A 15,247-nucleotide genomic window follows, 5' to 3' on the forward strand; every position below is an offset into this window, starting at 1 on the left:
GCGTTTGCCGCCCCGGCGGCCGGTCAGCGCTGGTGCGCGCTGCTGAGGAGGGAGCGCAGGACCACGGCGGCGACGGCCACGGACACGGCCGAGACGGCGACGGCCGCCAGGAGCGCGGTGAACACGACTCCGACGACGACCACGGCGGCGACCGCACCGACGCCGACGCCCACGTGCGGGGCGGCCGGGCGGTCGGCCGAGGAGGCCGGGGCCTGCGTGTGCTGAGGTGTGACGGTTGTCGTCGGCAGGGTCGGGATGTCGGGCAGCTTGGGGCGGAGCACGGTGGTCCTCCTTGTCACTCGTGGGTGCCGTTGACGACGTCGACCCCGGAGCGGGTGCCGGACTCGATGGCGGGGGCGAGGAAGGTGTGCGAGAGCCAGAAGCCGAACAGCGCGATGACGACGGCGACCCAGAGGCGGACGCCGAGGAATCTGATCGCGGCCCAGGCGATGACGCCCAGGACGAAGACGAGCGGCAGCGAGACGGTCACGGGGACTCCTTCAGCGGACGGCGCAGCGGTGGGTGCGGGCGGCCAGCTCGGCGGCGGCCCGGCTGTCGTAGTCGGCGGAGAAGCCGCAGCGCGGGGCCGTGCAGGCGGCGGTGTGCTTCTCGTGGCCCCGGCCGTCGTAGTAGGTGGCGACCTGAACGGGGCCGATGCGGACGACGCGGCGGAAACGCGGGGTGGCGGGCATCAGGGCAGCTCCTTCGAGTTCTTGTGGTTCTCGCCGGTGAAGTCGGCGACGTGGTCGAGCAGCCACCGCCGGATCTCCGCGCCCTCGTACTCGTCGGCGGTGAGGATCACGGGCTCGGCGATGAGCAGCGCTTCGGCGAAGCGGTTCTGTCGGGTCAGCTCGGCGGCGCGGTTCAGCGCGCGGAGCGTGGACGGGCGCACGGTGGAAAGTCCTCCGGGTCAGGTGAGGTGGGTGGCGATGGCTTCGGCCAGCGGCAGCGGGACGCCGAGCCGGGCGCGAAGGGTCGAGGTGTCGATGGGCGTTCCGGTCCGGGCGCGGTGTTCGTCGGCGACCTTGCGCGCGAGTGTGAGAAGCGCCGGCGGAACCGGGGGCGTGGAGGGCGGAACCGGTTCCGGCTCCGCAGCGGGCAACTCAGGGGCAGAGGCAGGGGCTTGGGGTGCCTCGGGTTCCGGGGCCGACTCGCGCTTTCCCGTCGAGGCATGCGCGGCTGCTCCGTGGGCGAGCAGTGTCCCGCCCAGGAAGGCGACCGCGGGCCATCCGGCGACGAGGATGCGCAGCCAGTTCGGTACGGCGTCCAGGTCGAGCAGCCCGGCCGTGGCGACGTTGGCGCCGAGCGAGGCGGTCAGGGCGACGAGGAACCAGCACCACCCGGCCGCTTTCGCCTCACCGGAGCGCAACCGCCGCCAGGCCGCCACCAACAGCAGATCGACGGAGACCGGGTAGGCCCACGCCTTCCAGCCGTCCTGCCCGGCAGCGGCAGCCAGGTCGTGCAGGTGGGCGAAGGACAGCGCGGCGGCGATCAGTGCTTGGACGAGTACGGCGTCGAGGCGGACGGACAGGACACGCACGGCACGACTCCTTCCGGTTCCAGGCATGGAGGGGGTAGGGACGTGGCACGGAACGGCCGTGCCGGCCGTGGGGAGGGAGTGCGTCTACTCGGTGGCCGGCTGCGTCGTGGCCAGGGGCCCGGACGCTTCCACCGGCATCGGCGGGACGTACGGCCGGAAGGGATCGAGCGCCGGTACGTCGGGGGTGAGATCCGCCGTCGCGCGGCAGGTGGCCGCGGCATCGGCAAGGGAGAGGTAAGGAGTGCGGATGCGGGACCAGCCGCCGGAGGTGTCGCCGACGACGGCCAGACCGGGCAGTTCGGGGGCGATGGCGCAGGCCGCGAGGACGGCCTCAGGGGCGATGTCGCCGAGCGCCATCTTGGCCGAGGCTTCGTCGTTCACACGGTGGCAGACACGGCCGGTGAGCTGAGCGCGGAGCATGGTCGCGCCCTTGCCCAGTTCGGCGCCGAAGCGCTGCCCGCACACTTCGAGATGGATACCGGCGGCCCGGCCGAGTTGGGCGAGCCGGATGAGCTGGGTGACCATCTCGTCCCGCCGCTCTTCCTCCTTCCGTGTGGCGACGAGGAAGAGTTCGGCCACCTCGTCGATGAACAGCACGATCGGGGCCGGGCGTTCGTCCTCCGGCAGTCCCCAGATGTCCGAGGTGATCAGCTGTTCCGGAGTGTCGGGCGCGATGCCCTGCCGAGCCTTGATCAGGTCGTATCGGTCCTCCATTTCCTTCACGAGCACGGGAAGCAGCTCGGCCGCCTGGTCCGGGTCGGTCGCCAGGGCGGAGAGCCGAGGGGCGAAGGGCGCCAGTTCGACCCCGCGTTTGCAGTCGATGCCGACCAGGGCCACCGGCTGGGCGGCGAGCCCGGTCAGCAGGTTCCTCAGGTACATGGACTTGCCCGAGAGCGTGGCGCCGAGCACCAGCTCATGCGGTACGGCCCGGTAGTCCCGTACGAACGCGGTCGCGTCCTCCCGTAACGCCACCGGGATCCGAAGCGGACCGCCGTCCAGTCGACGGGGCATCCGCACCTTCCGCAGCACGTCGAAGCCGACGAGCCGCAGTTCGACGACGCCCGGCTTGATGTCCCGCACATGGACGGCGTGGACACCCCAGGCGTGCCGGAGGCGTTCGGTGGAGGCCGCCAGGTCCGCCGGCTCCTGTCCCGGAGCCAGCCGCAGCCGCATGCGCAGGCCGGTCGTGGTGGGCCGGACGAGGCCCCGCCGAGGAGGCACCGGCCGGATCTCACGACGGGTGGTCGCCCGGACGGCCAGCGCCCGCCACCGGGACGGCTCGACGGTCAGACCGCAGGCGTCCATGGTCGAGGAGTACGAGGCCAGCAGCCGGATCACCGTGAGCGGCAGCCCGACCATGGACCAGTACGCCGCCGGGTGGGCGTGCCGGGCGTAGACGGCGCCGCCTGCCGCAGCGAGCAGACCGCCCAGCTCGGCCCACGTCACCAGGTCCGTCACAGCGATCAGCCCGCTTCGGCCAGCGGGAAGGCACCCGGGGTGACGGCGGTCGCCCGATAGGCGATGCCGTGCCGCTCCCGGCCGTTGAGGACGCTCTGCCACGGCCGTGCCACCAGCCCCGGCAGCGAGACCGGAGCACCGACCGTCAGGCCCTCGGCCACGCCGCTCTCCGGGACGGTGACCTGGATCAGCGACGACTCGCCCTCGTCGATGTAGACGACGCCGACGGTCATCAGTGCCTCACCGGTCACCGCGTCCTTGGCGATCTCACCGGTCTGCCGGTCGCGCACCTTCGGCGCCGGAGCCTCGGTGAGCAGGATCGTGGCGGTCGAGGCGTCAACGCGGATCACACGCACAGGGATTGCTCCTTCTGAGAGTCGACCAACTTGCCAACCTGACAAGTTGACTTAGCAAGTTTGACGCTGGGGATGACAGGTTGACTAGTCAAGTTGCTTTCGCCGGAGTCTCGCCCGAAGAGCGGTGTCAGTTCAGACGGTAGGTGTCCTCGAGTTCCTGTCGGTCGGCCGGAAGAAGCACGTCAGAGACCTGCAAGGCGCGGCCGGAGGCGTCACGTGCGACGACCAGGACGCTCAGCACGGGAACACCGTCCGGCAGCTCCAGCAGCTCCGCCTCACGTGCTTCGGGCAGCCGAGCCGAGACCCGCTCGGTCACATGGTCGAAGCGAACCTTCTTCCGTGCTTCAAGGTGTTCGCGGGTGCTCCCGCTCAGGGGCGCGTCAGCCTCCAGCTCGGTGCCTTCGACCATGCCGGCGGGGAAGTACGACGAGACCAGCTCGACGGCTTCGCCGTCCTCTTCGACCAGGAAGCGGCGCATGAGGACCTCAGCGCCCTTCGGCAGGCCGAGCGCCGAGGCCACCCGAGCCGGGACGGGCACGCGTCCGACGTCGACCAGACGACCCGCGCTCCGCGCCTCGTCACGCTCCAGCGCCTCACGCCCCCGCCGGTCCTTCCGCTCGACGACCTCCGGGCGGGCTCGGACGATCGTGCCGTAGCCCTGCCGGGACTCGAGCCAGCCGTCCCGCTTCAGCAGCTCCAGCGCTCGGACGACGGTCGGGCGGGACATCCCGAAGGTCTGCACCAGCTGGTTCTCGCTGGGCACGCGGGTGCCGGGCGCATACGTGCCGTCCTCAATGCGACGCTGAAGCGTCTGCGCAAGGCGCACGTACTTCGGTGGCTCCACTTCATATGCCATGAACGCCGCCCGTCGAGATTGGCCAAGTCAACTGGTCAACCAGACTAGCGAGACTTGCACACCGGCAGGAGAAGCAGAGGGCTATCCCATCACGCCGGCCAGGCATCGGCCACCACGAAGGAGACGACCGTTCCGCCGAAGCGGCTGGGCCCGGAGTGCCAGGAGTCGGCGATGGAGTCGACCAGGAGCAGCCCCCGCCCGTGCGCGTCGTCGGCGTCGGGGTGCCACAGGCGCACGTTCGCCGGGAAACCCGGGTTGTGCACCTCGACACGGAGCGAGGTCCCCTCGCGGTACCACTCGACCCGCACCAGCCAGGGCTCGTCCGACCTCCCGTAGCGGATGGCGTTGGTCACCAGCTCCGAGATCATCAGCGTGCAGTCGTCGATCGAGCAGGCCGGGTTGTACGGAGCGATGAACTTCCGGAACCAGCGCCGGGCGCGGGACACGGACTCGGGCTCAGGATGCAAGGTCATCGCTCCGAGCCGCGGTGAGCCCTCGCAGGGGTAGCGGTCGATCGTGTAGGCCATGCGTGCTCACTCCTTGCCGCTGCCGTCGCAGTCGAGGCAGCGCCGCTTCGACGTGGCACGGCTGCGGTCATTGGCCGTGGAGAGCGCCAGCTCCCTCCGGGAGCCGACGCGCTTCCACCCACGCCCCCGACACCCCCGGCACGCTAAGCGCACATCCCGCTCCGGCCGCCGACTCGTCACGTCGTGCCCCCTTCTCCTTCAAGTGGCATTAGCCACTTCCTGGATAGTGGCATTAGCCACTTTGGAGGCGCAAGCGATTCACCGGAACCGGCGAGTCGTCAATCAGGTGAGGGGGTACCCCTGTTCGAACGCCCAGCGGTGAGGCGGGTAGGTGGCTTCGGCGAACTCCAGGGGCCGGTCCTGCAAGTCGAAGACGACATGATGGACGACGAGGACCGGGGAACCCGGCTCCAACCGCAGGTCGGCCGCCTCCTCGTCTGTGGCGGCCCGAGCACACATGCGATCTTCGGCGTAGCTGCCTTGACGCCCCGTCATCTTCTCGACGTACATGAGCGTCCCTTCCGTGATCCGCTCGGGATCCATGAGCCTGGGCGCGCGCTGGCCGACGTCCGGAGCGAACCACGAAGTGGACAGCGTGATCGGTCCGTCCTGATTGTTGGTCACACGCCGGCGGTGCACGGCTCGACGGTCCTTCACCAGGCCCAGGGCCTCGGCGACGTAGTCCGGAGCCTCCGTCCACCCGGCCGAAGTGATCACCGCGTACTCTCCGGGCGTATAGATCTTCCCGGTCTGCCGGGCACGCCCGTACAACTCCCGTGCGCGCCGGTTCACTTCGAGACTGCGCACATAGGTGCCCGACCCTTGGCGCTTCTCGACCAGGCCCTGATGGCTCAGCGCTTGCAGTGCCCGTGCGGCCGTGGGCCGGGACACGTTCCAGTCCGCGGCGAGCTGCCGTTCCGAGGGCACCTCGTCCCCTGGACGCAGGTCACCCCGAAGGATCTGGTCGCGGATGTAGTGGGCGATCTGGAGGTACTTCGGCAGAGCCTCTTCGATCTGAGGCATCCCCCCTCCTTTCTGTCCAAGTGGCTATGGCCTTTAGCCACTATAGGGTGAGTGGCCAACCCCTGAACCCGTAGTCTGACCGCATGACGCGGTTGATCGTCGCAGCAGGAGGAGGGGGCGACGCAGTCGCCGCCGCAATGCTTCACGCCGCCCTCTACGGCGACGAGGACCAGGCGGTGATCTTCACGTACGCCTGGGACCGCCTCCTGATCGACCCGCGCCCGGGACCACGAGGAGCCGACGGCTTCACAGGGCTCGAGCAACTCACCCGGTCCGTCCGGTCAGTACCGGCCAAGGCCCAGCCGATCCCTCCGGGAGGCTCCACCCTCCCCCGCCTCGCAGCAGAGCTTCCCCACACCCTGGCCCTGCTCGACCCCCACCACGGCGCCGAGGGCATCACCCGTCAGCTCGAAGAACTGGTGACCCACTTGGCCCCGGCATCGATCGACCTGCTCGACGTCGGCGGCGACATCCTCGCCCAGGGCGACGAACCCACCCTCAAAAGCCCACTCGCCGACGCCCTCACCCTCGCCGCCTGCTGCCAGGTCAACGCCCCCATCCGCCTCCTGATCGCAGGCCCCGGCCTGGACGGCGAACTCTCCCCCGACACCCTGCGCCCCCTGCTCGGCCCCCTCGTCCACACCTTCACAGCCAAGGACGTGGATGCCATCGGCGGCATCCTGGAATGGCACCCCTCAGAGGCCACAGCCATGCTCGCCGCAACAACCCGAGGAGCCCGCGGCACCTGCGAAGTGCGCGACGCCGGCCTTCCCGTCCCCCTCACCGACGAAGGCCCCACGGTCCACGAAGTCGACCTGGACGACGCACTCAGCCGCAACAGCCTGGCCCGCGCCGTCATGACCACCGCCACCCTGGACGAGGCCGAGGCACACAGCCGCGAGATCTGCGGCTTCTCGGAAATCGACTACGAACGCAACAAGGCGACCTGGCTCACCGAACAGCCGCCGACGAAGCTGGACCCCAACGACGTACTGTCCCGGCTCGACCAGTTCCACAGCGAAGCCCGAGCCCGCGGCGTCACCCACACCACGTTCCGCCACCTCACCGAGGCCCTGAACCTCAACGGCTCCCACAGAGAAGCCCTGCGCCAACTGCTCATCAACCGTCGCCCGGAGCAGTACGCAGCTCCCTTGTGGCGCATCCCATCCAACGGCTGAGTTACAACCTTCTTTACGGGTTCAAGTGCGGCTCGCTGTCGCTCGCCGCGCGCGGCCCGGCCCCCGGCCGGGCCTGCGCTCCTGTCTCCGCCCCGCTCCAGCCCGGCCGGGGGCCGTGCCGCGCGCTGAGGCGATCAATCGCCTGAGGTTAGAGAAGGGGTGTGTCGTGGCTGGGGCGGTCGGCTCCGCGATTTTAGGCAGCCACTTTGGCGCGAGCCTCGCAGATCATGGCCCCGACGTCGGGCTTTACCGGGCAGGTCCACTACCTGCCCGACGCGCCGGAAGCTTACGGGGCCATGATCACTCGCGCCAAAGCAGCTCCAGCCCAAAATCGCTCCACCGACCTCAACACTTCAGCACCCCCATTCGATCACCTGCGATCGAGTCGATGCACTTTCGGATCGAATCCGATCACCCTCCGGTGCGTGGGGTGTTGCGGGAACTCATGAGGTGGTGATGGTCGTCTGCATGGGTGCGCTGCCCAGCGCGTTACGCAGGTTGTACATCTTGTAGAGGAAGGAGCCTGACGTGACCGAAAAGATCGGGATTGCGGAAGCCGTGGAGCACCTGCGGGCGGAGTTGGTGGCCGCTGCTGCGGGCAATGGCAGCGGTCCGCAGTTCGAGGTGGGGCCGGTGGAGCTGGAATTCTCCGTGGAGATGCGTAAGGAGGGCAAGGGCAAGGCCGGTGTGAAGGCCTGGGTGGTGTCAGCCAGCGCGGAGGGGTCGGTGTCGAAGGCGTCGGTGCATCGGGTGAAGCTGGTGCTGACGCCCAAGGATCCTGTCACCAACGGTAGTTATCACGTGAGCACCGACCGGCCGGATCAGACAGGTGAGTTGCTGGGATCCCGGTTCGGCGAGTAACCGGGGCAGCACCCGCGCTGCGGGAAGACCGGACGTAAATCGAAAAGCGGAACCTGGGGCAAGAAACGGGGAAGTGGAGCGGGGTGGACAGGTCGCGGGTGGCGGTGGTGCGGTCCGGTAAGGGGCGCGGGTCGGGCTACGTGCTCGGCGGGCGGCTGGTGCTGACGGCCGCGCACGTACTCAAGGACCACGCGCAGGTATCGGTGCAGCTGCAGGGGCGTGCCGGGCAGGTGCCGTGCGAGGTGGTGTGGGAACGGTTTGAGGACGGCCCGCAAAGGTGGGATGCGGCGCTGCTGCTGGCGCAGGAGGATCTGTCGGACAGGCCGTTGCCTGCTGTCCGGTGGGGGCGGCTGGTGACCACGCAGGCTTGCCCCGCGCACGCGATGGGCTATCCGGTGGTGGGGCAGGCCGGCGCTGATGCGGTGTCGATCGTGCAAGTGGACGGGCGGGTGCTGCCGGAAAGCGGCCGGGACAGAGACCGGTACATCCTGGTCGGCCAGCCAGGAGCCGAACCGCAGGACAAGGACTCCCAACAGGAAAAGCAGGACAAGGAATCCCCCCAGAAAGGGAAGGGCAACGACTCTCCCTGGCAAGGGATGTCAGGTGCAGCCTTGTGGTGCGGCAGCAGGCCGGGAATGACGCCGTTGCTGGCCGGGGTGGTGGCTGGTGATCCTCCCGGCTGGAGTCATACCCGGCTGGAGGCGGTGCCGGCGTATGTGCTGGCGTCGGATCCGAGGGTGCAAGAGCTGATCGAGGAGCACACCGGGCGGCCCATGCTGCTGGAGCCCGCAGACCTGCAGCACCTGGCCGACCGTGCTCCTATGCCTCCGCAGTCCCCGGCCGATCTGCTGCGCGCGGATCAGGCAGTGGTGTCGTTCATGGGGCGTGAAGAACTGCTGGGAGATCTGATCCGCTGGTGCGAGCCGCCATCAGACCAGGCGGAGACCACCTCTGACGGTGGGGCAGCAGAAGTGTGGGGGTGGGGGCAGAGCCGGGTGAAGGCTCGGTTGCTGACGGGTATCGGCGGTGCGGGCAAGACCCGGCTCGCTGCTGAACTCGCCGCCCGGATGGCCAGCCAGGGCTGGATCGTCCTCCGCCTGACCCCTGACGTGACAGCGAGGCTGGATGTTCTGTCTCAGGTGCACAGGCCGCTGCTGATCATCGTCGACTATGCCGAGACCCGCATCCCGCAGCTGCATGCCCTGCTGGATGCGGTCGACCACGACCAGGCCACCAGCCCGGTGCGGGTGCTTGCTTTGGCCCGTGCTGCTGGTGACTGGTGGACCCGGGCCGCCGAACACCCTCACAGCCAGGCTTTGGCCAGCGCCTCAATCACGCCCATTCCCCCTTTGCACCACACCCTTGAGGACCGCGCCACGGCCTACCGGCAGGCACTGCACGACTTCAGCACCAGGCTGCGCCAGCTCGATCGCGCGACCGACTGGGCGGCTTTGCTGCCAGCGCTTACCGCTGCGGACGCGATGCCTGACCTGTCCGGGGCTGAGTTCGACACCCCGCTGTCGGTACAGATGGCTGCCCTTCTCGCCCTCCTCGACGCCACCGGTGTCCCCCAGGCCCCCGCCCCTGCTCTCACGCTGGAAGCCCGCCTGCTACGACATGAACGCCTCTACTGGGAGAGCACTGCCAACAGCCCTGAGCGGGGCCTGAGCGGGGAGCGCTGTGGAAGCGAAACCCGTGATCTCGCCGTGGCCCTGGCCTGTCTGGTTCCCGCCAAGGATCGTGACCACGCCAGGGCACTTCTGGCCCATCTTCCCGGCCTGGGCGACGAGGGTGCAGCGGGTGTCTGTGGGGCGATGGCCACCTGGCTGGCCGATCTCTACCCGGCCCCGGCGGACTCGGTGTGGGGCAGCCTGCAACCGGACCGGATCGCCGAGTACCACATCGGTACCCAGGCCAGCCGTGAACCGGGCCTGTTCACCCGCATCCTGACCACCCTCACTGACGCACCTGCCATGCAGGCCCTGACTGTCCTGGCCCGCACCGCCCAGCACCCCCACCACCGCGAAGTGATCAGCAGCATCCTGTGCAAGGCCGTCGCCGCCGCGCCGTCCGTGCTGGGACCGGCAGCCTTGACCACCGCCACCCGCACGCCGCACCCCGCACCCTTGATCGCCGCGCTGACACATCTGACCCGCACCACGCAGGACATCACGCTGCTGCAGCACCTCAACAATCAGCTACCGGACTCCACGCTGGCCCTGAGCGAGTGGGCCGCCGACCTCACCACAACGCTGGTCGAACACCACGACACGTCCGATCCAGACCTCCCCGACCTCGCCATGTCGCTGAACAACCAGTCCAACCGCCTGGCGGGCCTGGGCCGACACGAAGAAGCCCTGACGGCCATCACCCGCGCCGTCAAGACCTACCAGACCCTCGCCGAACAGCGACCCGACGCCTTCCTCCCCGACCTCGCCGGCGCGCTGAACAACCAGTCCAACCACCTGGCGGGCCTGGGCCGACACGAAGAAGCCCTGACAGCCATCACCCGCGCCGTCGAAATCCGCGAAACCCTCGCCGAACAGCGACCCGACGCCTTCCTCCCCGACCTCGCCATGTCGCTGAACAACCAGTCCGTCCACCTGGCGGGCCTGGGCCGACACGAAGAAGCCCTGACAGCCATCACCCGCGCCGTCGAAATCCGCGAAACCCTCGCCGAACAGCGACCCGACGCCTTCCTCCCCGACCTCGCCGGCGCGCTGAACAACCAGTCCGTCCGCCTGGCGGGCCTGGGCCGACGCGAAGAAGCCCTGACGGCCATCACCCGCGCCGTCGAAATCCGCGAGAGCCTCGCCGAACAGCGACCCGACGCCTTCCTCCCCGACCTCGCCATGTCGCTGAACAACCAGTCCGTCCGCCTGGCGGGCCTGGGCCGACGCGAAGAAGCCCTGACGGCCATCACCCGCGCCGTCAAGACCTACCAGACCCTCGCCGAACAGCGACCCGACGCCTTCCTCCCCGACCTCGCCGGCGCGCTGAACAACCAGTCCAACCACCTGGCGGGCCTGGGCCGACGCGAAGAAGCCCTGACGGCCATCACCCGCGCCGTCAAGACCTACCAGACCCTCGCCGAACAGCGACCCGACGCCTTCCTCCCCGACCTCGCCGGCGCGCTGAACAACCAGTCCAACCACCTGGCGGGCCTGGGCCGACACGAAGAAGCCCTGACAGCCATCACCCGCGCCGTCGAAATCCGCGAAACCCTCGCCGAACAGCGACCCGACGCCTTCCTCCCCGGCCTCGCCATGTCGCTGAACAACCAGTCCGTCCACCTGGCGGGCCTGGGCCGACACGAAGAAGCCCTGACAGCCATCACCCGCGCCGTCGAAATCCGCGAAACCCTCGCCGAACAGCGACCCGACGCCTTCCTCCCCGACCTCGCCATGTCGCTGAACAACCAGTCCGTCCACCTGGCGGGCCTGGGCCGACACGAAGAAGCCCTGACAGCCATCACCCGCGCCGTCGAAATCCGCGAAACCCTCGCCGAACAGCAACCTGAGGTGTTCGCGGAGAACCTGGAAAAAGCGCGCCAGCTACTCGAGGTCGTGAAGCAACTCCCAGGGGAGTGACCCGCGGCCAGCCTCATGTTGGCCGTTGCCCAGGTTGCGCACCACAAGCGCACCAGATCGAAGGGGGAACCGCAGGGACTCACGGGTGAACACCACACAGTCTGCGGAGGTCCCTCCGGTCCGTTCGACCAGCTCAGAGCCCCAACATGCGCGGAATGATCGCAGCTTCCCAAGCTGAGAGCGCGAGTTCGATTCTCGTCACCCGCTCCAGAGAGAAACCCCAGGTCAACGGCCTGGGGTTTGCTTATTGTCTAGTCCAATTTTGGGGTGGCGTGCCCTCTGCGTGCCCTAAGTGCAGGTTGGGGCGACCCCTGAGAAGCTTCTCCGGACCTGCCGCGACGGATGCGGCGCTGGATCGTCTCGAATAGCGAGATGCGTTTCGTGTGATCCGCACCACAAGGCGGCGCCGGGTGTGTGAAGTCCCATCCGCAAAGCCGCAGTTCGCATCAGACGGACACTGCCCGTCGCCATTACAGGAGCGGGATCGGATTCGGCGAGGCTGACCTGGTCGGGTCTGGCGCCGCAGTACCCGGACCCGCTCGGGCCGGATACGGCGGTACCCGATGCCCTCCGTGCCTGAGGTCAGGACCGTCACCAGCCCGAACGCTGGACCGCGGTCGCGCACAGCATGGCCTACTTAACGGCTGTGCAGCCCTGCGGTCGGCAGCAGACCAGCGGCTGACCGCGCGACGGCCTGGTACCGGGGCCCGGCCGCGGCCCGCCACATCCCCGCCTCCCAGCTCGGTACCTGCGACAACGCCGGCTTCGCCTCCCACGCCGACGACACCACGATCTCCCGGGACACGGCCTTCGCCAAGATCGAGACCCGGGTGCAGGGAACCGAGCTCGCTGCCACGGCTCTCGGTCTGTGAAGGCGGCCGACAGCGCGATCGGAGCGCCATCCGCGCCCAGGACAGCAGCAGTGCCTCCGCCTCCTGCGGTGAAACCCCGGAGGCGGAGGTGTCGGAGAGCTAGGTTATGGACGTGCAGTGAAGGCGCGCAGGCGGGCGTCAAGCCGAGGCTGTCGGCAGACCGCGCCTGACGCAAGGAGCGATCACCACTTGGGGGGCCAGTGGAGCCGAGAAGCGCAGCCGCCGCGGGGCAGGACTTCCCGTACACGGCGGGAACAACCTGCTACATCGAAGTCCACGAGGACGGCAGGGTCACCCACGGAGATTCCAAAGGCGCATACGAACGGGCGGTGGCGGGCAAGTCTCGGCTGTTCGCCGTCTGGCCGGGTCAGTGGTCGAGTGACCTCTTCGTCATCGATGATCTCGACGAGTACGCCAAGGCGCACGGGATCAAACACGACCAGGACCGCACCGGCCTCAGTGAGCACGTCCACGATGTCGAGTGGACCGAGCAAACGGCTTTTAACACCAACCCTCGCAGCCCGTACATCAGCATCCGGCTCACGATGAGATGCGGGTGTGAGATCCGGGACTTGACCGCCTTCGCCAAGCAAATGCGCGAGCAGCGGGGCTGGGACATCGCCACGAGCGTTGGCTGGGGCAGCAGCAGCGGGCCCGGGGGTACGTCCTATTCCCTGCGGGTCAGGCGCAAGAGCCTGAGCGCCTGACCACAGACTTGCGGCGGGGCCGTGGGCACCACCCGGACGGTCTCGGCCGATGAGGCCGACGGAGCCGGGCCGGGCTGCTGCCTGGCCGGTAAGGAGCAAGTCTGGCCCGCGCGCATGCGTCCTTCATCCCTCGCGTGCTTCGCGCCCGTCGGCCAACGACTCACTCAGCCGTTGCCGGACCTCGGCATCGATCCCCTGGGCCAACCTGCGCTGGTGCTTCGCCGTCGAGTGCTGGTAGATCAGCTGGGCCCGCTCCGAGGACTGGCCGACGCGGACCATGAGGTCCTTCAGCTTGGCGCCGGTGTCGGCGGCGAGGGTGTTGCCGGTGTGCCGGAGGTCGTAGAAGCGGAAGTTGTCTGGCATGCCGACCTTCTTCCTGGCCTTGCGCCACTTGCGGCCGAAGGTCGAGCGGCGGAACGGGGCGCCCTTCTCGCCGACGAAGAGGAGGCCGTCCGGCTCCTTCTCCGCGAACCACCGAAGGTGCCGGCGCAGCTCCGGCAGCAGGAAGTCGGGCAGGTACACAGTGCGCTTGCCCGCGCGGGTCTTGGGCGCGCCGGTGACCCTTCTGCCGTTCGTCAGCTCCGGTGACGCGTGCGTGATCCGCAGGGAGCACTCGTCGAGATCGACACTGTGGCGGCGCAGTTCGGCCAGTTCCTCGGGTCGGAGGGAGGCGAAGGCGCCGAGCAGGACCATGAGCCGCCAGCGCGGGCCCATGGCGTTGGCGAGGTCAAAGACCTGCTCCACGGTGGCCGTGGGGCGCTCGTCGGCCTCCTCTTTACCGGCGCCCTTGATACGGCAGGGGTTGGTCGGGAGCAGGTCGTCATCGACCGCGGTCTGCAGAATCGCCTTCAGCGGCCGGTACGACTTGGCGACCGTGGTGTCGCCCGTCGCCTTCCGCCGTTCGGCGCGCCATGCGCGGACGGAGGGCGGGGTGATCTCGTCCAGGTCCTGGCCGCCGAACGCCGGCAGGATGTGCAGGCGGAGCAGGCCGCTGTAGCGGTCGACCGTGGTCGGTGCCAGGCCGCGCTCCTCCAGCCACCGCAGGGCGTATTCTCGAAGTTGACCGCGCCGGTGTCCGGGTTCCGCCACTGGCTGCGCTCGATGTCCGCGCGGACCAGGTTGAGCCAGTCCTGCGCGTCGGTCTTGGTGTCGAACGTCTCGGGGGCCTTGTGACGGGTCCCGTCCGGGCCGACGTAACGAGCCTGCCACCGGCCCGAGGCGAGCTTGCGTACGGTGCCGAACTCCCGTCGGCGCTGCTGTCTGCGTCCTGCCATCAGGCTGCCCTCCCGTACCGGAGACGGGCGCGGCGGACCGGCTCGACGGTGCGTGCCTCGATGTACTCGGTGACGGCGCTCTCCGGGATGCGGACCGGGCGGCCGAGCTTGACGTAGCGGATGCGGCGTTCGGCGATGAGGCGGCGAACGAACCGTCCGCCCGTGCCGAGTTGTTCGGCGGCTTCGTCCACCGTCAGCAGACGGTCAGCCATTGGTGATCACCTCCTTTCGGGCGCGCTGAAGGTGGAAGCGGGCATTGGATATTGCGGGTGGGTGCAAGGGCGGTGGCTCCTCACTCGGGACGAAGCAGGGCGGTGGCCGAGTCGGGTTCAGGCGGTCGCTGGGCCGGGGAGGAGGGCCGGGACCGGCACGTGCAGCGCCTGTGCGATGGCGACCAGGTCGTCGATGTCGCAGCGTCGCTGGGCGCGTTCGATGCGGGACAGCATCGTGTTGGACATCGGCCGGCCGAGAGCGGTGACACGAGCGGCAAGCTCCCGCTGAGCGAGGCCGCGCTCGGTACGAAGAATTTCGATGGTTCGGGCGGCCCTTATTCCGGCCGGCCCGATTTCCAGTGAACGTGCTGCCATGGCTCCGTTGTAACGTGCACTCGCCAGTTTGGTTAACCGGCGATCGTCGGCTATGTTGCGCCCCGCGCACTCGGCGTGCGGGGGCACTCCCCTTTCGACAGCCCGCGCTTCGGGCAGCGCCCAGAGTGTGCCTGACGTGGGGTGTTGTGTTGTAACTTCGCCGCCCGCAGACGTCAACGGCTTGTCGCTGTGATCCTTCTGGCTCGGGTTTCGAGGCAACTATTTGGTCAGCGGCCGATCGTGTCCTACGGTTTTCCCACCGCCCTCTCCGATCTGATTTCCGACCGCCTTTCTGCCGTCAGAGATCTGGCCGTTTGGGGCTGGACTAGTCCGGACCAGCTGTGGCTATGTTGACGACAGCCCCGGAAAGCCGCGAGCGGCTCAACGAGCCGAGCGGCAGCCGGTCGGCCAACTCTCC

16 protein-coding genes and 1 pseudogene are annotated in these 15,247 nt (G+C 68.8%); 4 read left to right on the forward strand and 13 right to left on the reverse strand.

Annotated features, from left to right (window positions below):
* Positions 1–23 precede the first annotated feature (23 nt).
* From OG899_RS12705 to OG899_RS12750, 10 genes are all read right to left on the reverse strand, one after another.
* Entirely contained in the window at positions 24–281 is a 258-nt protein-coding gene (locus OG899_RS12705; protein WP_125498405.1) for a SpdD protein, read from the reverse strand.
* Positions 282–295: 14 nt separating this feature from the next.
* Positions 296–490, reverse strand: a complete 195-nt coding sequence (locus tag OG899_RS12710; protein WP_125498404.1) for a hypothetical protein — start codon at positions 488–490, stop codon at positions 296–298.
* A 10-nt stretch (positions 491–500) separates the two neighbouring features.
* Positions 501–692 (reverse strand): mobile element transfer protein, encoded by a 192-nt coding sequence (locus OG899_RS12715; protein ID WP_086793099.1) that lies wholly within the window; start codon positions 690–692, stop codon positions 501–503.
* Positions 692–892, reverse strand: coding sequence for a hypothetical protein (locus tag OG899_RS12720; protein WP_125498403.1), 201 nt, complete (start codon positions 890–892; stop codon positions 692–694). The genes OG899_RS12715 and OG899_RS12720 overlap by 1 nt, the downstream gene beginning before the upstream one ends.
* Positions 893–910: 18 nt before the next feature.
* On the reverse strand, positions 911–1,540 hold the full coding sequence (locus OG899_RS12725; protein WP_385881669.1) for a DUF2637 domain-containing protein: 630 nt from the start codon (positions 1,538–1,540) through the stop codon (positions 911–913).
* A gap of 84 nt (positions 1,541–1,624) precedes the next feature.
* Positions 1,625–2,998 carry an FtsK/SpoIIIE domain-containing protein gene (locus OG899_RS12730; RefSeq protein WP_351443116.1) on the reverse strand — a complete coding sequence of 458 codons (1,374 nt, stop codon included), beginning with the start codon at positions 2,996–2,998 and terminating at the stop codon, positions 1,625–1,627.
* Between the two features lie 5 nt (positions 2,999–3,003).
* Entirely contained in the window at positions 3,004–3,354 is a 351-nt protein-coding gene (locus OG899_RS12735; RefSeq protein WP_351443118.1) for a hypothetical protein, read from the reverse strand.
* Between the two features lie 127 nt (positions 3,355–3,481).
* Positions 3,482–4,210, reverse strand: coding sequence for a GntR family transcriptional regulator (locus tag OG899_RS12740; protein WP_125498400.1), 729 nt, complete (start codon positions 4,208–4,210; stop codon positions 3,482–3,484).
* An 89-nt stretch (positions 4,211–4,299) separates the two neighbouring features.
* A complete protein-coding gene (locus OG899_RS12745) occupies positions 4,300–4,737 on the reverse strand; it encodes an ATP-binding protein (protein WP_125498399.1) in 438 nt (145 codons plus the stop codon).
* A 282-nt stretch (positions 4,738–5,019) separates the two neighbouring features.
* Positions 5,020–5,760 carry a GntR family transcriptional regulator gene (locus OG899_RS12750; RefSeq protein ID WP_125498398.1) on the reverse strand — a complete coding sequence of 247 codons (741 nt, stop codon included), beginning with the start codon at positions 5,758–5,760 and terminating at the stop codon, positions 5,020–5,022.
* A gap of 83 nt (positions 5,761–5,843) precedes the next feature.
* On the opposite strand from OG899_RS12750, the gene OG899_RS12755 reads away from it, so the two are divergent.
* From OG899_RS12755 to OG899_RS12770, 4 genes are all read left to right on the forward strand, one after another.
* Positions 5,844–6,938: a DUF1152 domain-containing protein gene (locus OG899_RS12755; protein ID WP_406311035.1), complete on the forward strand. Its 1,095-nt coding sequence runs from the start codon at positions 5,844–5,846 to the stop codon at positions 6,936–6,938.
* Between the two features lie 528 nt (positions 6,939–7,466).
* On the forward strand, positions 7,467–7,799 hold the full coding sequence (locus OG899_RS12760) for a trypco2 family protein (protein ID WP_406311036.1): 333 nt from the start codon (positions 7,467–7,469) through the stop codon (positions 7,797–7,799).
* A gap of 83 nt (positions 7,800–7,882) precedes the next feature.
* Positions 7,883–11,389 carry a tetratricopeptide repeat protein gene (locus tag OG899_RS12765; protein WP_406311037.1) on the forward strand — a complete coding sequence of 1,169 codons (3,507 nt, stop codon included), beginning with the start codon at positions 7,883–7,885 and terminating at the stop codon, positions 11,387–11,389.
* A gap of 1,201 nt (positions 11,390–12,590) precedes the next feature.
* On the forward strand, positions 12,591–12,968 hold the full coding sequence (locus tag OG899_RS12770; protein WP_251506529.1) for a hypothetical protein: 378 nt from the start codon (positions 12,591–12,593) through the stop codon (positions 12,966–12,968).
* A 123-nt stretch (positions 12,969–13,091) separates the two neighbouring features.
* Here OG899_RS12770 and OG899_RS12775 read toward each other — a convergent pair.
* From OG899_RS12775 to OG899_RS12785, 3 genes and pseudogenes are all read right to left on the reverse strand, one after another.
* Positions 13,092–14,242 (reverse strand): annotated as a pseudogene (locus OG899_RS12775) (tyrosine-type recombinase/integrase).
* A complete protein-coding gene (locus tag OG899_RS12780; protein ID WP_125498394.1) occupies positions 14,242–14,454 on the reverse strand; it encodes an excisionase family DNA-binding protein in 213 nt (70 codons plus the stop codon). Before OG899_RS12780 ends, OG899_RS12775 begins: the two are co-directional and overlap by 1 nt.
* Positions 14,455–14,571: 117 nt before the next feature.
* Positions 14,572–14,829, reverse strand: a complete 258-nt coding sequence (locus tag OG899_RS12785) for a helix-turn-helix domain-containing protein (protein WP_125498393.1) — start codon at positions 14,827–14,829, stop codon at positions 14,572–14,574.
* Positions 14,830–15,247 lie beyond the last annotated feature (418 nt).

It is taken from the genome of Streptomyces thermoviolaceus (assembly GCF_045209695.1).
Classification (GTDB): Bacteria; Actinomycetota; Actinomycetes; order Streptomycetales; family Streptomycetaceae; genus Streptomyces; species Streptomyces thermoviolaceus.